The organism is Acinetobacter sp. ANC 4648 (assembly GCF_002135345.1).
Classification (GTDB): Bacteria; Pseudomonadota; Gammaproteobacteria; order Pseudomonadales; family Moraxellaceae; genus Acinetobacter.
This window is the reverse complement of the sequence record NZ_NEGI01000006.1, coordinates 193,338-216,084: the sequence shown is the minus strand read 5'-3', so window position 1 is coordinate 216,084 and position 22,747 is coordinate 193,338. Positions and strand designations below refer to the sequence as shown.

Here is a 22,747-nt window from a genome sequence, read left to right as displayed (position 1 = left end):
AGGTTATATCAATAATTAGATAAAAGCTAAATCCTGTTGTGAAAGCAGTACTTCCTCTTTTAGCAAATTCAGAGATTGTGTTATGGACTTAGTTTCACGCGTACAACGTTTACCCATAGGTAAATTTCATTACACTTTGCTGTGGGTGATTGGATTGGGATGGATGTTTGATGCGATGGATACCGGTTTAATTTCCTTTATCTTGGCGAAGATGGCCGAAGACTGGCAGATGTCACCGACGGAAAAGGGTTGGGTAGTTTCCATCGGCTTTGTCGGTATGGCGATTGGTGCGGTTTTTTCAGGGGGCTTGGCAGACCGAATAGGACGCCGTACCGTATTTGCAATGACCTTAGTGATCTATAGCATTGCGACAGCATTGTGTGCATTCGCACCCAACTTAACTTGGCTCTTGGTCTTTCGCTTCATTGTCGGCTTAGGTTTAGGTGGGCAACTTCCTGTTGCTGTGACTTTAGTCAGTGAATATATTCCTGCGCATGTGCGTGGTCGCTTCATTGTGCTTTTAGAGAGTTTCTGGGGGCTAGGCTGGTTGGCTGCTGCTTTAATTTCTTATTTTGTGATTCCTCAATTGGGTTGGCAGATCGCTTTTCTAATCGGTGGCTTACCTGCAATTTATGTTTTTATCATTTTAAAGAAAGTTCCAGAATCTATCCCTTATTTAGTCAATCGTGGACGGATTGAAGAAGCGCATGCTTTGGTGCAAAAGCTCGAACGTCAATGCGGAGTTGAAGTAATTCAACAAATTGAAGTGAAGCCAGTCGCTTCGCAGCAAAAAGTATCCTTTAAGCAATTGTGGTCAGGCGGTTTTGCACGGCGTAGCTTGATGCTGTGGCTGATTTGGTTCGGGATTGTGTACTCCTATTATGGTATTTTTACATGGCTGCCAAGTTTATTGATTAAACAAGGCTATAGCATTGTGCAATCTTTTGAATATGTTCTCGTGATGATTTTAGCGCAACTTCCGGGTTATGTTGCTGCGGCATGGTTGGTGGAAAAGGCAGGACGTAAAGCAACATTGGCTGGTTTTATTGGTATGTGTGCAGTCTCAGCCTATTTCTTTGGACAAGCCACTACTGTCAACATGATTATGCTGTGGGGCTGTTTAATGTCATTCTTTAATTTAGGTGCTTGGGGTGTTTTGTATACCTATACGCCTGAGCAGTATCCTGCCAATATTCGTGCATTTGGCTCAGGTTGGGCATCGGCGGTTGGGCGAATGGGTGGTATTGTTGCACCCTTGGTGGTAACCCATATGATGGTTATGCAAAACGGTTTTAATCAAGTATTTACGATGTTTACCATTGTACTTTTAGCTGTTGCATTGGTGGTTTTAGTTTTAGGTGAAGAAACCAAAGGCAAGACTCTAGAATCGATTGGTTTATAAGATTTGGATGAAAATGGATGATTTTTGATGGATCATCCTTGATAAAATGCATAGTTTTACATCATAAGACGCAATTTGTCGCAGAGTTACCTGACAGCCCCTTGTGTAGTCTAATCTTGCGACATAGCATAAGAACTTAGAAACAATAATTATTGATTAGGATTAAAGGTTGTTATGACAATCCTTACACATCAGGCGACTGAAAACCGTTCTGTAGCAGAATTTACCGAACAAGCTTATCTTAACTATGCCATGTACGTGATTATGGATCGTGCATTGCCGCATATTAGTGATGGTTTAAAACCCGTACAGCGTCGTATTGTTTATGCGATGAGTGAATTAGGGCTAAAAAATAGTGGTAAGCCTAAAAAATCTGCACGTACAGTAGGTGATGTGTTGGGTAAATATCATCCGCATGGCGACTCTGCTTGTTATGAAGCGATGGTATTAATGGCGCAGCCTTTTAGTTATCGCTATCCCTTTATTGAAGGACAAGGGAACTGGGGTTCACCTGATGATCCAAAATCATTTGCAGCTATGCGTTATACCGAGGCAAAACTGTCACTGTATAGTGAAGTGTTACTGTCTGAATTAGGCCAAGGTACCTGTGATTGGCAGGATAACTTTGATGGTTCTATGAAAGAACCAGTGAATTTACCTGCACGTGTTCCAAATATCCTGATGAATGGTACAACCGGGATTGCCGTCGGTATGGCTACCGATATTCCGCCACATAATTTACGTGAAGTGATTAAAGGCACGATTGCACTTATTCGTAATCCAAACTTAACGGATGAAAAAGTTGCAGAATATATTCCTGCGCCAGATTTACCGACCAAAGCTGAAATTATTACTCCACCTGAAGAATTACTTAAAATTCAAATGACAGGCCGTGGTAGCTATCGCATGCGTGCGATTTATACGGTAGAAAAAAATGAAATTGTGATTACTGAATTACCTTATCAGGTTTCAGGTTCGAAAGTGATTACCCAAATTGCAGATCAAATGCAGGCCAAGAAACTACCTTTGGTGAGTGATCTTCGAGATGAATCAGATCATCGAAATCCAACGCGTTTAGTGGTGGTGCTACGTTCAAATCGTATTGATGCTGAAGCGGTGATGAGCCACTTATTTGCAACGACAGATTTAGAGTCTAGCTATCGTGTCAATATGAACATGATTGGTGCGGATGGTCGCCCACAAGTTAAATCAATTCGTCGTATTTTATTAGAATGGATCGAAATTCGTAAGAATACGGTCACACGTCGTCTGCAATATCATTTAAATAAAATTGAAAAGCGACTACATATTTTAGAAGGCTTGATTATTGCTTTTCTCAATATTGATGAAGTTATTAGAATCATTCGTGAGGAAGATCAGCCTAAACCAGTTTTGATGTCGCGTTTCAATATTGATGAGATTCAAGCGGAAGCTATTCTAGAACTCAAGTTACGCCACTTGGCAAAACTTGAAGAAATGGAGATGCGCCGTGAACAAGATGAATTGGAAGCGAGAGCTGCAATTATTCGTGAACAATTGGCCAATCCTGAATCATTAAAATCACTGATTATTAATGAACTTAAAGAAGATGCCAAAAAATTTGGTGATGATCGTCGTTCGCCGTTGGTACAACGTGGTGAAGCAACGGCAATGAGTGAACAAGACTTTATGCCTGCCGAACCCGTTACGGTGGTGCTGTCTGAAGCGGGTTGGATTCGTTCAGCTAAAGGGCATGATATCGATGTGGAAAAACTAAATTTTCGCGTCGGTGATCAGTATCTCAGCCATGCGCAAGGTAAAACCAATCAAAAAGTTTATGTATTAGATGAAACTGGGAGAAGTTATGCTTTAGCGATTAGTAGCCTACCTTCTGCACGTGGTTTTGGTGAACCTTTAAGTTCAAAACTGTCTCCTGCTAATGGAGTCGGATTTATACAAGTTATTATTGCCGATGATGAGCAGGAAATACTGGCGACAAGTTCTAAAGCTTATGGTTTTAAAACGCAAGCCAAGCAGCTCGATACTAATGCTAAAGCAGGTAAAGCATTCCTAAGCTTAGCTGAAGATGCAAAAGCTTTACCATTGCAAGTGGTGGCTGAGCGTACGCATTTGGGAATGCTCAGTGACGCAGGGCGCTTCTTAATAATTGATTTGGCAGAATTACCAATTTTGAATAAAGGTAAAGGCAATAAATTGATGCAGCTTGAAGCCAAAGAACAGATTGTTTCAATGATTATGCTTAATTTAAATGAAATGATTCAGGTGGTTGCAGGGCAGCAACAATTAAAGTTAAAAGGCGATGATCTATTAAAATATCTAGGTAAGAGAGCAACGAAAGGTCAACTCTTACCACGTGGATATCAAAAAGCAAATAAACTGTTCATTCAAAGATAAAACTAGCATCCATTGATCAAAATACGTTATATATGGGGGGTATTTGTGAAAATGGATGCAATATTAAGCACAAACAAGCCAAAAAATTATGCTTGATATTGAAAAAAGTTTAAAAGCAAGGATTACTAATTGGAGAAGATGGCATTATGGAAAAGATTTGGTTCGCTGAATACCAAAAGACTGGGATTCCAGAAACAGTAGAATTACCACCTGAAAACACCTCGCTTGTTGATATCTTTGAGCGTAATTTCCAGAAATTTGGTTCACGTGATGCCTTTATCTTTATGGATAAAGCCATGTCGTTCAGTGAACTTGAACTTGCAAGCCGTAAATTTGCTACATATCTCCAAAGTTTAGGACTTGCACAAGGTTCTCGTGTTGCCGTGATGATGCCCAACGTCCTGCAATATCCTGTGGTTGCATTAGGTGTATTTCGTGCAGGCTTAGTATTAGTCAACGTGAATCCACTATATACAGCACGTGAATTAGAACATCAGCTTAATGATTCAGGTACTGAAGCCTTAGTCATTATTGAAAACTTTGCTTCTGTATATCAATCTATTCTGGGTAAAACGCCAGTGAAGCACGTGATTGTGGCTTCTGTAGGGGATATGCTTGGGACGTTAAAAGGCACTTTGGTTAACTTTGTATTACGTAAAGTACGTAAGCAAATTCCAGACTGGAATATTCCTGGGCATGTTAAGTTTAATACTGCGATTGCGAAAGTTAGCCCAAATAATTATAAACGCCCGAATATGACCCTAAGTGATACTGCTGTATTGCAATATACTGGTGGTACAACAGGTGTTTCTAAAGGTGCTGAATTAACACATCGCAATTTGGTTGCAAACTTAATGCAAGCAGATGGGATCTTCCAAAGTAAATTTGGGACTGGTGATGCATCTAAAGATGATCGTATTTTCTGTGCTTTACCGCTGTATCATATTTTTGCGTTTATGGTGTGTGCGTTGTACGGTATGTACAAAGGCCAAGCCAATATTTTAATTCCAAATCCACGTGATCTACCTGCAGTGATTAAAGAATTAGCCAAGTATCAACCTGCATTTTTCCCTGCAGTAAATACTTTGTTTAATGCTTTAGTCAATAATGAAGAATTTAAACAGCTTGATCATAGTAAGTTAAAAATGGCGATGGGCGGCGGTATGGCCGTTTTGCCATCGACTGCAGCCGCATGGAAGAAAGTTACTGGTACTAATATTATTGAAGGCTATGGTTTATCAGAAACCTCGCCGATTGCCACAGCGAATCCACCTGCATCTAACGAGTTTAGTGGCACCATTGGTATTCCTTTACCATTGACCGATGTGGCTATTTTGGATGATGACGGTAATCACTTGCCACAAGGTGAGCAAGGTGAAATCTCGATTCGTGGCCCGCAAGTGATGAAAGGCTATTGGCATCGTCCAGATGAAACAGCCAAAGTTATGACTGCAGATGGTTTTTTCCGTACTGGTGATATAGGGATCATGGATGAGCGTGGTTATTTTAAAATCGTAGATCGTAAAAAAGATATGATTTTAGTGTCAGGATTTAACGTGTATCCATCTGAAATTGAAGAAGTGATTGCAACCCATCCTAAAGTATTGGAAGTTGCAGCCATTGGTGTGCCAGATGAAAAATCAGGTGAAGTGCCTAAATTATTTGTAGTGAAAAAAGATCCGACTTTAACGACAGAAGAAGTCCTTGCATTCGCGAAAGAAAATTTAACTGGCTATAAACGCCCACGTTATGTTGAATTTATGGATGAATTGCCAAAATCAAATGTCGGTAAAATTTTACGTAAAGATTTACGTAAATAATTGATTTATTATTATAAAAAAGCGCCGAATACGGCGCTTTTTTATGGGAAAAATCTATTTAAAATGCCAAGAGTACATCTTTTAGAGGTTATTTGTCGGCCTGAGTTTTAAAAAACCATTGGTCAATATAAGGGCGACCAAAGCCAAGAATCCCCGTAAAGGTCAACATAGTTCCCATCTGACGACCTAATGCAGAAAGATGAATCGTGCCGTAACTTAAATAAATATCGACCAAACAATAAGCGGCAATAATTCCTAACCACAAGTATACATTCATCTGTTTGATCCCCACCGCATAGAAGGCAATGACTAACACGAAGAATGTTCCCAATGTTGATTGCCAGTTAAAGTTGGCACAAATGACACAGAGTAAAAAGGCGGTAATGGGTAATACGACTTTAAGGATACGATCAACTTGCCGCTGTTGTTGGCGTTGTTTCTCTAAGATATCAAGCATTACTTTTTGATCTGGTTGCATCTGGTGATCTCCACTACACAATTTTGCAAAACTCTTTACTTAACGAAAATTATAGCAACATTGACATGTTATGATATTGCCCTGAGAGACTTCATGATGAGAATAAATTCATGTCTGGGATAGATGGCATCATATATTTAATTTTAATTGCCTGTTTACTACCTTATCTATTTACCATGATTGCTAAAAAAGTTGGTGGCTTTCAGGCTCAGGATAATCAAAATCCACGTGAGTTTTTAGCTAAAACTACAGGATTAGCGGCACGGGCAAATGCGGTACAACAAAATAGTTTTGAAAGTCTACCTTTATTCATTGCTGCGGTATTAATGGCTGAATATATGGTGATTTCGCAACATATCATCATGACATTGGGCATCGCGTATATTATTTTACGCATTCTTTATGGTATTTGTTATTTGTGTAATTTGTCGACATTACGGTCGGTCATTTGGATGTTATCCATGGCTTGCCCGATTGTTTTACTCATTACTATTATTAAAATAATTTGATTAAAATTTCATAGATAGCATGATATCCAATTTTGTTATGCAAGCTGTATAATCGCAGCAGTTCGCTGAATTAAGCGTTATAATCGACACGATTTTATATAAGACCTCACTGTTAAAGAGTATCCTATGAGCTATAGCAATATTCCTGCTGGAAAAGATGCACCAAATGACATCTATGTCATCATTGAAATTCCTGCAAATGCAGCACCAATTAAGTATGAAGTAGATAAAGATTCTGACGCATTATTTGTAGACCGTTTCATGGGTACAGCAATGTTCTATCCAGCAAACTATGGTTATGTGCCAAATACTTTGTCTGAAGATGGTGATCCATTAGACGTGCTTGTAGTTACTCCATTTCCATTAATTCATGGTGCTGTGATTCGCTGCCGCCCAGTGGGTAAATTGAACATGGAAGATGATGGTGGTATTGATGCGAAACTGATTGCAGTTCCACATGAAAAATTAACGCCTTTGTATAAAGATATTCAGGAATATACTGATCTTCCACCACTCTTAATTAATCAAATTGAACATTTTTTCCAACACTATAAAGATCTTGAACCAGGAAAATGGGTTAAATTGACAGGTTGGGAAGGTTCTGAAGTAGCGAAAGCTGAAGTACTTAAATCAATTGAAGCTGCGAAAAAATAAGCCGAAATTGTTAGCTCAAATATAGCAATTAAAATTTGAGTGAAAATAAAAAACCTACACCATTGGTGTAGGTTTTTTATTGAGTGACTATTCTAATATTGGATTAGAAAAATTTCACAGGAATATCGAGGAAGATACGCCATTCGTTCGTATCACCAATATAGGCATTGGTTTGATAAGTATCGCTTGCACGGTAATAAGAATTACGTACACGTAGGCTTGCATCTTTGGCAAAACCACTTTGAATAGTGTATTTTACTTGGTTAAAGAATTCACGTTCTTGTGCATTATCAGTGATATCTCTTACTTTTATATCCCAACCATAAACAAATGCAGTTGTCCAATTTAACCCTGGAACACCATAACCACCAAAGTCTACATTGTATTGAATTTGTGCAGATTTTTCATGATTACCAATGAAGTCAGACATGTAAGAGTTCGGCAAATAGATACTTTGGAATCCATCTGCATTTTGACCATAGTCATAACCAACATCACCTGTATTTTGTTGATATGCCAACATAAGACTGTGTGAGCCTTGGTTATAAGTTGAAGACAATGCCCAAATATTATTGGTTTTTTCTACGCCTGCTTGACCTGTTTGAGCATAATTCGCATCTACTGGGCCAGTTGCAGAATAAGTATTCGCATTTTTATCAAATGTCGTGTGATAACCACTGAAATCAAAAGTTAATGAGCCTTGATTTGCAAGTGGGTATTTATAGTTCGCATTCACATAATGACGATCAAGTTTGTCTTGAATATCTAAGCCATAATAAGAGGTAGTAAGTTGATCATCAAATTTGTATTTAGCACCCCAAACCACAGCACGATTTAGATGATTGCCATCCGTATTAATCTGATCAGACATTTGGTTTTTAGTAAATTTACCAGCGATAACTTCTAAATTTTTAATTTCATGGCTGGTTAATAAGGTTCCTGTGAAATATTCAGGTACTAAACGTGTGGTATTGCTGGCAAGTACCGGAATATCTAAAACTTGGGTACCATAGCGTACAGTAGTATTTGAAATACGTGCTTTAACACTCGCGCCACCACGTGTCCATTGATCATAGGGATCAACATTGCCATTTGCATCTCTTGCGCCATTATTTTTAAGCGCGATCATGTTATTACCTGCGTGGCTATTGTCTCCAATTTTAAAAGAGAAATCACCAACAACGCCTACACCAAAGCCCACAACACCTTGAGTAAAACCTGAGTCCGCAGTTAAGATAGCAGTTTGAGCCCATGAGCTGGTGTCATTAACCCCATTTTTTTTATCACGGCTGATATAGCCATTACGCAGTAACACAGATGCATCTGCATCTTCAACAAATCCTTTTGCTTCACTTTGCTCACTGGCATAAGTTGAAGAAATTAAAGCAGCTTGAATTAATACTACTAATGTTAATTTTGGTGCCTTGAACATTCCATGCCTCATAAAATAATGAATTACAATTTTGTTTTAAACTAACTTTCAAAATTCGACTAAATTGTATAATTAATTTACAAAAAATATACTCTTTTATTAACTTTTATTTAACAAAGCTTATGCAGTTTTTGAATAATTAGTGAATTGTTCAGATCTTTTGCTGAAATCCACAAGACCTAATTCTTGCTTAGGGCGTTAGTCTTACTGAAATATCAAAATATTTGAATGATCACTTAAATTTTTAAATTAATTTAACCCAAAGTTTTAAAAATAAGTAGAATCTACAGCCTTATTTTCTCCTACTGTTTCATCTTATGTTTGCTTTATCATCTAAAAAAATATTGGTGTTATCCTTAATTTTGACTTCTAGTTCAGTTTTTGCTGAAAATTTGGTTGAGCATGGCGTGCTTACAGGCGATATTGGATTAGTGTCACAATATATCTATCGTGGTAGCGTAGAAAACGATGGTATTGCCATGCAAGCAGGCTTGAAATACGCACATCAGAATGGCTTCTCTGTCGGTTATTGGGGATCTACGCTTGATTATGATGCAACAGATGCTATGCGTGATCATGGTTTTGAACATGATCTTTATATTGCTTATGCACAAAAAATGCACCAAAATTGGGCATATAAAATTCAAGCAACATCGTATATATATCAGTACGGCGGAACAGTAACTGGCGAAAATGCAGATCAACGTAAAACCACTGCTTTTGATGTATTAGGTGAATTGGCTTACAAAGACTTTACATTCGGCATGGTGGTTTTGCTTGCAGATGCCTCATTTGGGAATGCGGGTGATGTTTATTTAAGTGCTGCTTATAGTTATGCCTTACCACAAGACTTTCTTTTGAATACTTCAGTCGGTGCAAGTGTTTATAACAGTCATCGTGATGATAGCATCATACAGACTCGAAAAGATTTTACTTTCAATGAAGCCAAGATTGGGGTGAGTAAAAATCTTCAAAATACAGGTGTTACAGCATCATTGGATTATATTGTTGGTGGTGAAAATCGTTTAGGTGAAGACTATGATAATCATGTGGTTTTAGGACTCAAATATAATTTTTAAATTTGAAATCTAGGTGAAAGGAAGTGTATCTCAAATGTGATAGATGCACTTTTTTTATGCATTTTAAATCTACATATTCTTAAAAGCACAAAAAATGATGTTTTCTATAAAAATACTAAGTGACTTAGATTTACCTGATATCAGGCTGAAGGAAGCATCAAATTGATATCAATTTTATGCTTTTCATCGGATTATCAATAGAAAATTTACGACTATAGTTCGCATACTGCACGCCTTGCTATATCTTTTAAGAAGATCGATATGAGTGCTTTATTCTGCCTTGCCGCTGAGCATGTATTCTCTATTATTTCTCGAGCTGGTCACGTTTTAAAATTAGATTGGTTAAATAATATATTTAATATTAGTAGGTTGACTTTATTTCAACCAGAATAAAAGTTTCGTAAAAATAAGTTGGCACAGCAATTGCTACATTTGAATTGAGTTTATCCAATTAACCAAAAGAAATAAAAGTTCGCTTAGGGGAGTATATCTAATGAAATTTACAGGTACAGCATTCGTATTCGCAGTTCTATCTTCTTCAGCAACGCTGGCAATGGCTGAAGATAACACGACATTATCAAAAATGGGTTTGAGTTTTTCGGGAAGTGCTGCATTAACAACAGATTACCGTTTCCGAGGAATGACACAAACACAATCTGATCCTGCCGTTCAAGGCAGTTTTACTTTGGCGCATAAATCAGGTGTGTATTTTAGTGCTTTTGCTTCTAATGTAAATTTTGGTACTCCAGATCCACATTTAGAATTAGATCCATCGATTGGTTTTACAACACCGCTAAACTTATCAGCAAACGTTAAACCAATTCTCGATATTGGTGTCATCGAATATAATTATCCAAGTGCAGCAGATGACTTTAATTGGACTGAAGCATATGCCAAATTAACCTTTGCTGATGTGGGGATTAAAGGTAGTAGCTTGCTGACCAATGTAAATTACACCAATGATTGGGCCGCAGTGGGTGGAAATAGCTGGAATTTCACATTCGCGTATTCAGCACCAATTGCCGATACTGGCTTTGGTGGTGTAGCGAGTGTGGGATATACGACGATGGATAAAGAAGCTTTACCAGATGCTAAAGATCATTATGTAGATTGGAAAGTTGGGGTGAATTATGGAGTGAAATCTATTCCAGGTTTAACAGCTGAACTTGCCGCGATTGGTACAAATGTAGATACAGATGGATTAAGTGATGCCACTCAACGTGGTTTAGAAACGGGTGCAGTGTTCACATTGAGCAAAACATTTTAAGCTTTTAGTTTAAATAAAAAGGTGACTTAGAGTCACCTTTTTTACAATTATTGTGCTTAAAATCAAAAGTGCTATTGGGTTGCTTCAAAAGCTGGATGATATTTAACTTCTCCTTGAGGGGGGCATTCTTTAAATGCAAGGGCTTGAAAATATTCAAGAGGAACACCTGATAAAATAAGGCCTGAGATCACTTTAAAACCAAATTTTGAATAATATTGTGGATCACCTAAAACGACACAACCCGCTGCATCCATGTATTTGAGTTGATCTAATACTTGGGTCATTAAAGCAGAGCCAATGCCTTGATTCTGATATTCAGGCGCAACTGAAATAGGTCCCAGACCATACCAATTTTGTGCTCCTGAAGAAATCGTTATGGGAGAAATAGCAACATGGCCCACAATTTCATGTCTATATTCTGCTACCAACGAAATTGTTAAAGCATTTGCTGCTCTTAAGGCATTGACAATAAATTGTTCGGTATGATTGCTATGTTCTACATTCTCAAAAGCCCTTTTTGTGAGGTTGAAAATGGCAGCAATATCATCCTGTTGTTCGCTACGAATTATGAGATCTAACATCTTCATTCTACCTTTTAATTAAGTTTCGTTACTTCGATAAGATAAAGCTTCACTTAGATGCATACTTTGAATTTCATGGCTCTGTGCTAAGTCTGCAATGGTACGAGCAACACGTAAGACTCGATGATAGGCTCGTGCAGAAAGATTGAGCCTTTGTTGTGCCAATGTAATCATCTTTGTAGAGGTTTGATCGAGCAATGCATGGACTTCAAGTTGTTGTGGCGTTAAACCCTGATTCAAATAGCCTTGGCGCTGCATTTGTAGTTGGTACGCTTGAATGACACGCTCACGGACAGTCTCAGAAGTTTCTACAGGTTTGGTATCTTGTAATTCTTGGGCTTTGAGTGGTGGTACATCAATATGTAAATCAATACGATCTAGCAAAGGGCCAGAAATACGGTTTTGATAACGCTTAATGGCTTCAGCGGTACATTGACAACGATTATCTTGATTAAAAGCATAACCACATGGGCATGGATTCATGGCAGCCACGAGTTGAAAGTTTGCTGGGAAAGCTATTTGTCGTGAAGCTCGTGAAATAACAATTTCTTTAGATTCTAACGGCTGCCTTAAAACCTCTAAAACTTTTCGATCAAATTCAGGCAGTTCATCAAGGAACAAAATTCCGAAGTGAGCTAAGGTAATTTCTCCTGGTTTAGGATGCGAACCTCCTCCGACTAAAGCGATGGCCGAGGCGGTATGATGCGGTGCACGGAAAGGACGTTGTCCAAAACTGTGCTGTGTATTGGCAATAGAATAGATGCTGGCGACTTCTAAGTTTTCTTGTGCAGTTAATGGGGGCAAAATACTTGGGAGTCTTGAGGCTAAAAGAGTTTTACCTGTGCCAGGAGGGCCTTTAAATAGAATGGAATGTCCACCTGCCGCGGCAATCTCTAAAGCACGTCGAGGTCGTAATTGTCCTTTGACATCGACTAAATCAAATTTATAGTTTTTTTGAGCGTTAACTTTAGGTTCTAATGTTGCTTTAATTTTGTGCGTATTTGCAAGGTGATCACAGACTTGTTTTAAATGTGATGCTGCAAAAACTTTGAATTCTGGCAGTTGAGCTGCTTCTTCTGCATTATCTTGAGGCAAGAGTAGTTGATGTTTAGCAAGTTGACATGCCATTGCAATGGTTAGGGTTCCTGTTACAGGACGTAAGTGACCATCTAGGGCTAATTCACCAATAAATTCAAAATTATCGGTTATATTATCAGGGAGTTGTCCCGAAGCAATTAATATACCTAAGGCAATAGGAAGGTCTAAACGGGAACCATCTTTGGGTAGGTCTGCTGGTGCTAAATTAATGGTTAAGCGTTTGGTCGGAAACTGAAAACCACTATTAATAATGGCTGAGCGAACACGATCTTTACTTTCTCGAACAGCTGCTTCGGCAAGCCCCACAATGGTCAAAGAGGGTAATCCCTGACTCACATGGACTTCAACCTCTATTAACGGTGCATGTAACCCAAGTAATCCTCGAGTATAAATTTTGGCAAAAGACATGTTGCTTCCTGTTTTGCTTTATTTTTAATCGTTTTTATTGTATTTTGCACTAAAGTTGTGCGAACTTTATTAATTATACTTTTGAATTAGTATTTCTAAAGCTTTCACTTGATCTTGAAGTTGAGTTAAGCGCAAATTGGCATTTTGTAGTGCTGTTTGTTGGCGTTCGATTTCATCTTTAGAGACCAAGTCCATTTTTGCAACAGTTTCATTGAGTAATGTACGCAAATTATGCTCTAAATCTTTTTTAGGCTGATCAACATGTTCCAGAATTGCGTGTAATAGGGTTTCAAGCATGAGTATTCCAAAGAGTCTTACTTTATTTTTTTGCAGTGTAGCATTGCTTCAAGATAGACCCTAGTATTAACTGATTATCATGGATTTATTCGATAAAAAAGTATAAAAAATCTAGAATAAAAACGATGTTTTTTAAAGCTAAAACTACATTTTAAAGTATAGAATAGGTTATAAATGAACTTCATACTGAAACTGATTAATCCTCCCCAATCGTTAAGAAAGTTTTGGCATGAATCTTGAACATAAAACCTTACTGGTAGAAAACGCCGAAGGAAAACAACATGAAACTCGTAACTGCAATTGTAAAACCATTTAAGTTAGATGATGTGCGTGAAGCACTCTCTGAGATTGGCGTCCAAGGGATTACCGTAACCGAAGTTAAAGGTTTTGGTCGTCAGAAAGGTCATACAGAACTCTATCGTGGTGCTGAATATGTGGTTGATTTTTTACCTAAAGTAAAAATTGAAATCGCAATCAGTGATGACATGGTGGATTCGGTGATTGAATCCATTACTCGTGTTGCAAGCACTGGAAAAATTGGTGATGGAAAAATCTTTGTCACTAACTTAGAACAAGTGATCCGTATCCGTACAGGTGAAACAGGTCCAGATGCTGTTTAACTTGGCATAAAGTTTGCTAGTTATGCATATCAGTGCATAACTTAAAAAATAGGTTGGGGGATACGAATGAAAAGAATGCTATTTGCGCTCGGTTTGTCTGGCGCACTCTTAGGCGGATCTGTAGTAGGTGGCTCAGTTGCGTGGGCTGAAGTAAACACAGCTGTACCATCGACTACATCTACAGTTACTAATTCAGATAACACATCTATAACGACAATAACAACTCAACCTGTTACAGCAGTTCCGATTGAACCTGTAAAAGCACAACCAAGTTTGAATACCGGTGATACAGCATGGGTTTTAGTCTCTACTGCACTTGTTTTACTCATGACCATTCCCGGTTTAGCACTTTTCTACGGTGGTATGGTTCGTAAAAAAAATGTCTTGAGCACGATGGCACATAGCTTGGTTGCGGCGGGGATTGTTAGTATTGTTTGGGTCGTGATTGGTTATTCACTTGCATTTGGTACGGGTAATGCCTTTATTGGTGGTCTAGATAAAGTCATGCTTTCAGGCATCACCACAGAGGCATTGACAGGTACCATTCCTGAAATCTTATTTGTTATTTTTCAAATGACTTTTGCCATTATTACCGTTGCAATTATTAGTGGTTCAGTCGCTGAGCGGATGAAATTTAGCGCCTTTGTTGCCTTTGTTGCAGTTTGGGTGGTAGCCGTGTATGCCCCGATTGCGCACTGGGTATGGGGTGGTGGCTGGTTAATGAATGATGGCGCACTTGATTTTGCTGGTGGTACGGTCGTTCATATTAACTCAGGTGTCGCAGGTCTTGTTGCAGCATATATGTTGGGTAAACGTATGGGCTTAGGCAAAGAATCTATGGCTCCACACAACTTAACTTTAACTGTATTGGGTGCGAGCTTGGTATGGATCGGCTGGTTCGGATTCAATGGTGGCTCTGCATTAGGCGCAAATGGTTCAGCAGCATATGCTTTGGTTACTACGCAAGTTGCTGCCGCAGTTGCATCTATCACTTGGTTAATTGTCGAAAAAATTGTCCGCGGTAAAGCATCGGTTTTGGGGGCTGCATCGGGTGCTATTGCTGGTTTGGTGGTGATTACGCCAGCAGCAGGTTATGTCACTGTTGCTGGGGCATTAGTGATGGGTATCGTGGGTGGTGTGGTGTGTTTCTGGGGAACAACTGCATTAAAACGGCTTTTGAAAGTGGATGATTCACTAGATGCCTTTGGTTTGCATGCTGTTGGCGGTATTGTAGGTGCAATTTTAACAGCAGTATTTGCAAGTTCCTTTATCATGGGTGATAAAGCGCCAGCAGATATGTTGCATCAATTATGGGTACAAGTCGAAGGTGTGTTGGCGACAATTGCTTACTCGGCTGTTATGACTTTTATCTTGTTAAAAATTATTGATGTCGTGATTGGTCTTCGTGTTGAATCAGATGACGAACGTATGGGGCTAGATTTAAGTCAGCATGGTGAGCGGATTGAATAGGTATTAAAGCAATAACTATATATTGTGTAAAACAGCCCATTTGGGCTGTTTTTTTTCCATATCTTGCGTAAAGCTCAACAAAATTAAGATTTTTTGCTACACTAGATCTATCCATCAAATGTGTACAATTAAACCACTATGCATTGTCCATTTTGCAACGCCGCAGATAGTAAAGTGATTGATTCGCGATTAGCAGCTGAAGGCTGTCAAATTCGTCGACGTCGTGAGTGTATCAGTTGTGGTGAACGATTTACGACTTTTGAAAGTTATGAAGTCGTGATGCCACGCGTGACTAAGTCAGATGGTAAAAATGAGCCTTTTGATGAAGAAAAATTACGTCGTTCTCTTCGGCATGCTTTACAAAAACGACCTGTGACACAGGAACAGATTGAAACGGTACTAAGTGACATTCAATTACAAATTCGTCGTTTGGGTGAGCGTGATGTTCGTTCACGCACCATTGGTGAAATTGTGATGCAGGCTTTATTTGCACTTGATCATGTTGCTTATGTACGTTTTGCCTCTGTTTATCAAGATTTCCAAGATGTTGAAGCGTTCCGTCGTCAAATTGAGCAAATGCAACATCGTGATCATGAGCACTAGAGTATTACAACATCTCAAATATTATCTTCTAGGAAGACTATGTCTAGATTAAATCAAGACAGCATCCTATCAGACCAGATCTGGATGCAAAAAGCGATTGCACTTGCAAAATTGGGACAGTATTCCACCCGACCTAATCCAAATGTTGGTTGTGTGATTGTTAAAGATGGTCAATTGGTAGGTAAAGGTTTTCATCCTAAAGCAGGACAAGCTCATGCTGAGGTTTTTGCTTTACAGGCTGCGGGTGAAAATGCCCAAGGTGCAACGGCTTATGTGACTTTAGAGCCCTGCGCTCATTATGGACGGACACCACCGTGTGTGAAAGGTCTGGTTGAGGCTGGGATTGCAAGAGTCGTGGTGGCTTGTGTTGATCCAAATCCATTGGTCGCAGGCAAAGGTATTCAGATTCTAAAAGATGCTGGTATTGTCGTTGAAGTGGGTATTTGTGAAGCAGATGCTAAAAAACTGAATCAAGGCTTTTTAAAAGCTATGGCAACAGGGATGCCTTATGTGCGTTTAAAAGTTGCATCTAGCTTAGATGGCCGTACGGCGATGGCTTCAGGTGAATCAAAATGGATTACGGGTGTTGAAGCTCGGCAGGATGTGCAACATTGGCGTGCGATTTCGGGTGCTGTAATTACTGGCATTAATACCGTATTAGCAGATGATTGTCAGTTGAATGTGCGTCAATTACCAGATACTGATCTTGAGATGGTTGTACAGCCACAACGAGTGGTTTTAGATCGTCAAGGCCAGCTACCTTTAGATGCAAAAATCTTAGCTGTGCCTGAAAGCGTGATGGTAATGGGGCCATTTCGTCCGGAACTTGCACACTTAGGCGTGGTACAATTAGAAGTACAGTCTTTAAGCGATTTATTATGTACCTTAAAAGACTTTCATATTTATGATGTGTTGATCGAAGCGGGTGCTACGCTTGCAACTGCATTTTTGCAGGAACACTTGGTCGATGAAATGATTAGTTATATTGCACCGACATTTTTAGGTCAATCAGCACGAGCCATGTTCAATGCTGAATTTACAAGCATGGCAGAACAACTCCGTTTTAAGCTAGAAGATGTTACCCAAATGGGGAATGATCTTCGCTTAAGCTTAATCCCTTCGCAAGAGAAAGTATGAATCCAGAGTCTTTGGTTTATCACAAACGTCGTCATGCTGCGCGTACGACGGATGAGTATCTGTTTAACCAGCTTGTGCCCTATTTAGGGAATAAACGCCGATTACTGCACCTGATTTTAGAAGCACTTGAGATTACAGGCACTTTAAATACAGGTAGTAAACGTGCCCCGATTTTTGCCGATTTTTTTGCAGGCAGTGGTGTGGTCTCTCGTTTAGCGCGACAGAATGGTTATCGTGTGATTGCTAATGACTGGGAACCGTATAGTCATGCTTTGAATCATGCAATTTTAGCCTGTACTGAAGCACCTGCATTTAAAGAGTTGGGTGGCTATCAAAAAGCCATTGATTATTTGAATCGTCTACCTGAAGTGAAAGGTTGGGTGACACATAATTTGTGTCCACGTAATGATGAAATCTATGATCCTAGTCGTGATCGATTGTTCTTTAAACGACGAAATGGGATGCGAATTGATGCAATTCGTCAGCAAATTGCCACTTGGCAGGCGCAGGGTGCAATCGATGATGTTGAAATGAGTGCCTTGCTGGCTCCGTTACTCTATTCAGCGAGCTTCGTGAGTAATACCAGTGGTGTCTTTAAAAGTTTTCATCATGGTTGGGGCGGTAGAACGCAAACTGCTTTAGAGCGGATTGAATCTTTACTGTGGTTATCTCCCAGCCGTTTTTCTGCAGTGGGTGATACTAAACCCAAAACGCCGATGGCAGAAATGTGGTGTGTGGATGCCCAACATCTGGCTAATCAAATGAGTACCTTTGAGGTCGATGTTGCCTATCTAGATCCCCCATATAATCAGCATGCTTATAGCAGTAATTATCATGTGTTGAACTCATTGACCCTCTGGGATCAAGTTGATTTACCAACACCAGATACCAAAGGCTTTAAAAGCGGAATCGATCGAGCTTGGCGTAAAGAACGTCCTAGTTCATATAATTCGTCTAAGTACGCGCAAGAAGCCTATGAAAAATTATTGTCGACGATTAATGCACGTTATATTCTGACCAGTTATTCTACAGATGGTAATATTGCAGCTCAAGATTTACTAAAAGCGAATTTAGAGCGTGGCAAAGTAACATTGTTAACCCAAGACGTGCCACGTTATCGTGTTAGTAAGCAACGTCAGTCTGAGCGTGCACGTGTATTAGAGTTCATTGTGATTACGGATACACATGCGAAATCAGGACCACCTTTAAGACAATTATTAGGACAGCTTTATCATTTTGCAGAATTGGGTGGTGTCGATACGTCGGGTGCCAGTACACAATTGGCATTGTGGTAAAATAATACGAGATTTAGCTTATGTTCACAGGCATTATTGAAAGTTTAGGTAAAGTTGAAAGCTTACAAAGTGTAGGCGGAGATGTACGTTTACGTATTCATACCAATTTAGATTTGTCTGATGTCCATTTGGGTGACTCAATTGCCACCAATGGTATTTGTTTAACGGTGATTGACTGGGGCGAAAATTGGTACGCAGCTGATGTTTCACGAGAAAGCTTGAGTCGCTCAACCTTAGCGAACTGGAAAGTTGGGCAAGCAGTGAATGTCGAAAAAGCAATGTTGCCAACCACACGTTTTGGTGGGCACATTGTCAGTGGCCATGTCGATGCAGTGGGTGAAATCACTGTAGCACGTTCCGATGCACGTTCTTTGTATTTTGAAGTGACTGCACCAGTTGAAATTGCGAAATATTTAGCAGAGAAAGGTTCAGTCACTGTTGATGGCATTAGTTTAACCATCAATTATTTACGTGGAAATATTTTAAGTTTAAACCTCATTCCGCATACTGCTGAACGAACCAATATTGGTACATGGAAGGTGGGCGCTCAAGTTAATTTGGAAGTGGATATACTCGCGCGTTACATTGAGCGTTTACTATTGGGTGATAAAGCCGCTGAACCTAAAGCGGAATCAAAACTCAGTATGGCATTTTTAGCAGCCAATGGTTTTTTGAAATAAAATAAAAAAATAACCTTATTTTAAAAGCTTTTTTCATAGTAATGTATTTGTTATAGCAGATTATTTCGATGAAAAAAATGAACGAGAGAGCAAGGTATTGATTGATTTTTTATTACATCTTGAACAATTGCTACCAGTCTTACTTGAGAATTATGGTTTATGGATTTATGCCATTTTGTTTCTGATTATTTTTGCAGAGACGGGCTTTGTTTTTATGTTTTTTCTTCCTGGTGATAGCTTACTGATTGCGATAGGAGCTTTGTGTTCAACCACTGAACTGATACATTTACACTATATGGGGGTATCGCTTTTTATTGCCTCAGTATTAGGTTATATGGTTAACTTTTACTCGGGCCGTATTCTGGGTTTGAAGTATTTTAATGAACATTCACGCTGGTTTAAGCCTGAATATGTTGCCAAGACCAATGCTTATTTCGACCGACATGGTGGAAAAACGATTTTAATTGCACGTTTTATTCCCTTTGTACGTTCTTTTGCGCCGTTTGCTGCAGGTTCAGGTTATATGAATTTGATGAGCTTTATGTTTTATAACGTACTGGGTGGATGGATTTGGATTAGTTTACTGTTAGCTATTGGTTATGGTGCGGGGAATTTATTCTCAGCACTATTGAATCAATTTTAGTAGTTTAAGTATTTAATCTGTGAATAGAATAAAAAGCCCAATAATGGGCTTTTTTAATGCTTGAATCATTTTATGATAATGTTTATTGAGTGAAGTGCATTTAATTACTCAAAATATTTTCGGAACTTGGTAGATGCAGTAAGGATATTTCCAGTTCTGATTGGTCAGAGAGATATAAATTAAAAAAATATTCAGCGAATATTGGGGCTTATCCTGAGATCATTCATTTTATCCCAATAGAGTATTATCATTTAAGTCAACTGATGTATGCAGTCTGAAAATGAGATTCTTTTATTTTTTTGCTGAAAATGTTGAATGCTTTAAGATATAAGTGATTTCTTCTTGTGCAGCAGTTTGTAATTTCTCACGAAAAATTTGTAGCGTTTGTTCAATTAAAGTTTCTGCTTCTAACTCTAAGCGCAGACGGACACTTTCAAGCTCAGACATCATCTCTGTATCTTTAACTCTGAGTTGACCAGTTGCATAATCAATCGCAGGAAATTCTGGATTTTTATGAAAGCGACTACAATATTCTGCAGTTTCAGAGTCAATTTTTTGTCCTAAAGCGATAAGAGATAGGTTGTATGTTTCGAACTGTTTAATTTCATCTTGTTGCAATTGTAGATTATATGCTGCTTGTCGCGCACGCTTTTCTGCAAGTGAGTTTTCAAGTGCTAATTGTTTACGAATTCGAGCATTTTCAATCAATTGTGCTTTTAAATCGGCGTAGGCTTGTTCAACTTTTAATTGTGAAACTTGCATGGCACGCAGATCATTATCGAGCCAATGCTGAAGATTAGATTCAGCGTTAAAAAGGTCACAGATGCGATTCAGGTCATCAAAAAAAGATTGGCGCACAGCTTCAGGCGCATCTAACCAACGCTTTTTAAAATCTTGACCAACATTTAATGCCACCACGCATCTCCTTTTAAATACATAGTTTTAACAATATATACATGTTCTAAAAATTATAGTTTGAATGTTTGGGGAACTATCCCCAAGCGACGATAAGTTTTGAACTTTTCACGACCAATTTGTTTTGCATTTTCATCATTTTCAATAATTTCAATAATGTGACTAAATTGGGTCAATTGTTCAAGTGCCTGATTGTTAAAATTAAACACAATCCATTCATTTGATGATGGTAAATCTGCTGAAATACAGATTGGAGCGTTGACTTGGTCAATGCCGTGTGCCAAAAAACTGCTTGGATCAAAGCACCATAAGTGCTCATCAAGTTGCCGTTGAAATGCTGGATCTGAACAATATAACCAAATTTTGGCAGATTTACGTAAAATTTTACGGCATAAACGACAAGTGCTATCCACTTGTCGTTCAGGACTTTTTTCAAAAAGATAAAAGCTAACTTTAGCCATTATTCTTCGCACGATTGGCAATGAATTGCATCAATAATGGCACAGGACGACCAGTCGCTCCTTTGGCTGCACCAGAATTCCAAGCGGTACCTGCAATATCTAAATGTGCCCAACGATAGTCACGTGTAAAACGCTGTAAGAAACACGCTGCGGTTACAGCACCGGCTTTAGGGCCACCAATATTGGCAATGTCTGCAATTGGAGAATCGAGTTGCTCTTGATAATCATCCAGCACGGGCATACGCCAGACACGGTCAAAAGCAGTTTGCCCAGCTTCTGTTAATTCAGCAGCTAGTTCATCATCTGGAGTAAATAAACCAGATACTACCGAGCCTAGAGCAACCACGCACGCGCCCGTTAAGGTTGCGATATCAATGACAAGCGCTGGATTAAAGCGTTTGATATAAGTTAAGGTATCACAAAGAACCAAGCGACCTTCAGCATCTGTATTTAAAATTTCTACGGTTTGACCGCTCATGGTTGTGACGATATCACCTGGACGTGTTGCATGTCCTGATGGCATGTTTTCCGCAGCAGCAATTGCAGCCACTACATGAATCGGTAATTGAGCTTCACAGAGGGCACGGATCGTTCCGAGTACTGATGCCGCACCACACATATCAAATTTCATTTCATCCATGCCTAAGCCTGGTTTAAGTGAAATACCACCAGTATCAAAGGTGACCCCTTTACCGACTAAAACAATGGGTGCTTGATCTGTATTGGCTTTATATTCGAGGGTAATGACACGGCCCGGACGGTCTGAACCTTTACTTACAGCCAGAAAGGAATTCATTCCTAGGTCAGCCATTTGTTGTTCATTAATCACAGTCACTTTTAACAGATCAGGATATTGAGTTGCGAGAGCTACGGCTTGTTCTGCAAGATACTCAGGGAAGCAAATATTTCCTGGACGATTACCTAAGTCACGTGCAAAATTTTGACCGTGTGCTACAGCTTCAATCAAACGTAATTGTTCTGCATTTAAGGGAGATTGTGTGGCGATAAACTCAATCTGTTCTAAAGCAAATATATTCTTTTTGGATTTATATTCATCAAAGGCATAGGCTGCTTGAGTTAAGCTTAAAGCAAATAAGTAATGCAATTCAGCTGGAAGTGCCGAGATATCAATATGGATCTGTTTGAATTTTTTTTGTGAAGCTTTGATAATGGTTTGTGCGATTTTTGCTAATTTAGCTGGCTTAAATTCAGCGGCTTGATCTAAACCAATTAAACTACTATTGGCATGTTGCGCAATTTTTCCGATGAGTGGCAGAACTTCATTCAGGTTGGCTTTAAATTGAGTTGCATTGATGATGTCATCTAAATCATTGATTTGATAGATTGATTGCGTTTGTTTTAAGTTGTTCGAATCGACCAAAATGAATAAAGCTTGGCTAGCAGCATCGGCTAATAGTGAAGTATTCAGTGTAAGTTTCATAGATTGTATATATGCCTTTTAAGACGATTTGAGTCATTAAACCATTGAACCACTCGCAATGAT

At 39.0% G+C, this 22,747-nt stretch carries 22 protein-coding genes; 14 read left to right on the top strand and 8 right to left on the bottom strand.

The annotated features are described in order from the left end of the window. Positions 1 to 82: 82 nt before the first annotated feature. The 3 genes from B9T27_RS12035 (at position 83) to B9T27_RS12025 (ending at position 5,616) form a co-directional block, all read left to right on the top strand. Positions 83 to 1,402: an MFS transporter gene (locus B9T27_RS12035; RefSeq protein WP_086207053.1), complete on the top strand. Its 1,320-nt coding sequence runs from the start codon at positions 83 to 85 to the stop codon at positions 1,400 to 1,402. Positions 1,403 to 1,576: 174 nt separating this feature from the next. Then, the gene (gene parC / locus B9T27_RS12030; protein WP_086207052.1) at positions 1,577 to 3,796 is read left to right on the top strand and encodes a DNA topoisomerase IV subunit A; all 2,220 of its coding nucleotides are present in this window, start codon (positions 1,577 to 1,579) and stop codon (positions 3,794 to 3,796) included. A 146-nt stretch (positions 3,797 to 3,942) separates the two neighbouring features. Beyond that, entirely contained in the window at positions 3,943 to 5,616 is a 1,674-nt protein-coding gene (locus tag B9T27_RS12025) for an AMP-binding protein (RefSeq protein WP_086207051.1), read from the top strand. 88 nt (positions 5,617 to 5,704) lie between these two features. Here the strand turns inward: B9T27_RS12025 and B9T27_RS12020 are convergent, their stop codons facing one another. Then, a complete protein-coding gene (locus B9T27_RS12020) occupies positions 5,705 to 6,094 on the bottom strand; it encodes a hypothetical protein (RefSeq protein ID WP_086207050.1) in 390 nt (129 codons plus the stop codon). 110 nt (positions 6,095 to 6,204) lie between these two features. Here B9T27_RS12020 and B9T27_RS12015 point away from each other — a divergent pair, with 110 nt between their 5' ends. Both B9T27_RS12015 and ppa read left to right on the top strand, forming a co-directional pair. Beyond that, positions 6,205 to 6,603, top strand: coding sequence for an MAPEG family protein (locus B9T27_RS12015; protein WP_086207049.1), 399 nt, complete (start codon positions 6,205 to 6,207; stop codon positions 6,601 to 6,603). 126 nt (positions 6,604 to 6,729) lie between these two features. After that, the gene (gene ppa / locus B9T27_RS12010; protein WP_086207048.1) at positions 6,730 to 7,257 is read left to right on the top strand and encodes an inorganic diphosphatase; all 528 of its coding nucleotides are present in this window, start codon (positions 6,730 to 6,732) and stop codon (positions 7,255 to 7,257) included. Positions 7,258 to 7,360: 103 nt separating this feature from the next. Here ppa and B9T27_RS12005 read toward each other — a convergent pair whose 3' ends face one another. Continuing rightward, positions 7,361 to 8,689 (bottom strand): OprD family outer membrane porin, encoded by a 1,329-nt coding sequence (locus B9T27_RS12005; RefSeq protein ID WP_086207047.1) that lies wholly within the window; start codon positions 8,687 to 8,689, stop codon positions 7,361 to 7,363. A 317-nt stretch (positions 8,690 to 9,006) separates the two neighbouring features. Here B9T27_RS12005 and B9T27_RS12000 point away from each other — a divergent pair, with 317 nt between their 5' ends. Together B9T27_RS12000 and B9T27_RS11995 are read left to right on the top strand one after the other, a co-directional pair. Beyond that, positions 9,007 to 9,768 carry a TorF family putative porin gene (locus tag B9T27_RS12000; RefSeq protein WP_086207046.1) on the top strand — a complete coding sequence of 254 codons (762 nt, stop codon included), beginning with the start codon at positions 9,007 to 9,009 and terminating at the stop codon, positions 9,766 to 9,768. A 493-nt stretch (positions 9,769 to 10,261) separates the two neighbouring features. Continuing rightward, entirely contained in the window at positions 10,262 to 11,035 is a 774-nt protein-coding gene (locus B9T27_RS11995; RefSeq protein ID WP_086207045.1) for a TorF family putative porin, read from the top strand. A gap of 71 nt (positions 11,036 to 11,106) precedes the next feature. On the opposite strand, the gene B9T27_RS11990 is transcribed toward B9T27_RS11995, so the two are convergent. The 3 genes from B9T27_RS11990 to B9T27_RS11980 form a co-directional block, all read right to left on the bottom strand. Continuing rightward, positions 11,107 to 11,616: a GNAT family N-acetyltransferase gene (locus B9T27_RS11990; protein ID WP_086207044.1), complete on the bottom strand. Its 510-nt coding sequence runs from the start codon at positions 11,614 to 11,616 to the stop codon at positions 11,107 to 11,109. 18 nt (positions 11,617 to 11,634) lie between these two features. Then, a complete protein-coding gene (locus B9T27_RS11985; RefSeq protein WP_086207043.1) occupies positions 11,635 to 13,122 on the bottom strand; it encodes a YifB family Mg chelatase-like AAA ATPase in 1,488 nt (495 codons plus the stop codon). Between the two features lie 69 nt (positions 13,123 to 13,191). Next, a complete protein-coding gene (locus B9T27_RS11980; protein ID WP_086207042.1) occupies positions 13,192 to 13,419 on the bottom strand; it encodes an accessory factor UbiK family protein in 228 nt (75 codons plus the stop codon). A gap of 281 nt (positions 13,420 to 13,700) precedes the next feature. Here B9T27_RS11980 and glnK point away from each other — a divergent pair, with 281 nt between their 5' ends. The 7 genes from glnK (at position 13,701) to B9T27_RS11945 (ending at position 19,867) form a co-directional block, all read left to right on the top strand. Further along, positions 13,701 to 14,039, top strand: a complete 339-nt coding sequence (glnK, locus tag B9T27_RS11975) for a P-II family nitrogen regulator (protein WP_004868205.1) — start codon at positions 13,701 to 13,703, stop codon at positions 14,037 to 14,039. Between the two features lie 66 nt (positions 14,040 to 14,105). Further along, positions 14,106 to 15,509 (top strand): ammonium transporter, encoded by a 1,404-nt coding sequence (locus B9T27_RS11970; protein ID WP_086207041.1) that lies wholly within the window; start codon positions 14,106 to 14,108, stop codon positions 15,507 to 15,509. A 138-nt stretch (positions 15,510 to 15,647) separates the two neighbouring features. Beyond that, complete coding sequence (gene nrdR / locus B9T27_RS11965) at positions 15,648 to 16,112, top strand: transcriptional regulator NrdR (protein ID WP_086207040.1); 465 nt, start codon at positions 15,648 to 15,650, stop codon at positions 16,110 to 16,112. A gap of 39 nt (positions 16,113 to 16,151) precedes the next feature. Then, positions 16,152 to 17,249, top strand: a complete 1,098-nt coding sequence (ribD, locus tag B9T27_RS11960) for a bifunctional diaminohydroxyphosphoribosylaminopyrimidine deaminase/5-amino-6-(5-phosphoribosylamino)uracil reductase RibD (protein WP_086207039.1) — start codon at positions 16,152 to 16,154, stop codon at positions 17,247 to 17,249. Then, on the top strand, positions 17,246 to 18,544 hold the full coding sequence (locus B9T27_RS11955) for a DNA adenine methylase (protein ID WP_086207038.1): 1,299 nt from the start codon (positions 17,246 to 17,248) through the stop codon (positions 18,542 to 18,544). Before ribD ends, B9T27_RS11955 begins: the two co-directional genes overlap by 4 nt. Before the next feature lie 20 nt (positions 18,545 to 18,564). Next, complete coding sequence (locus B9T27_RS11950) at positions 18,565 to 19,224, top strand: riboflavin synthase (protein ID WP_086207037.1); 660 nt, start codon at positions 18,565 to 18,567, stop codon at positions 19,222 to 19,224. 97 nt (positions 19,225 to 19,321) lie between these two features. Continuing rightward, positions 19,322 to 19,867, top strand: a complete 546-nt coding sequence (locus B9T27_RS11945) for a VTT domain-containing protein (protein ID WP_086207036.1) — start codon at positions 19,322 to 19,324, stop codon at positions 19,865 to 19,867. Between the two features lie 291 nt (positions 19,868 to 20,158). Here B9T27_RS11945 and B9T27_RS11940 read toward each other — a convergent pair whose 3' ends face one another. The 3 genes from B9T27_RS11940 to B9T27_RS11930 are packed head-to-tail and all read right to left on the bottom strand — an operon-like array spanning position 20,159 to position 22,684. Continuing rightward, on the bottom strand, positions 20,159 to 20,782 hold the full coding sequence (locus B9T27_RS11940; RefSeq protein ID WP_086207035.1) for a hypothetical protein: 624 nt from the start codon (positions 20,780 to 20,782) through the stop codon (positions 20,159 to 20,161). A 53-nt stretch (positions 20,783 to 20,835) separates the two neighbouring features. Next, positions 20,836 to 21,243 (bottom strand): DNA polymerase III subunit chi, encoded by a 408-nt coding sequence (locus tag B9T27_RS11935; protein ID WP_086207034.1) that lies wholly within the window; start codon positions 21,241 to 21,243, stop codon positions 20,836 to 20,838. Continuing rightward, positions 21,236 to 22,684 (bottom strand): leucyl aminopeptidase, encoded by a 1,449-nt coding sequence (locus tag B9T27_RS11930; protein ID WP_086207033.1) that lies wholly within the window; start codon positions 22,682 to 22,684, stop codon positions 21,236 to 21,238. Before B9T27_RS11930 ends, B9T27_RS11935 begins: the two co-directional genes overlap by 8 nt. Positions 22,685 to 22,747: the final 63 nt, after the last annotated feature.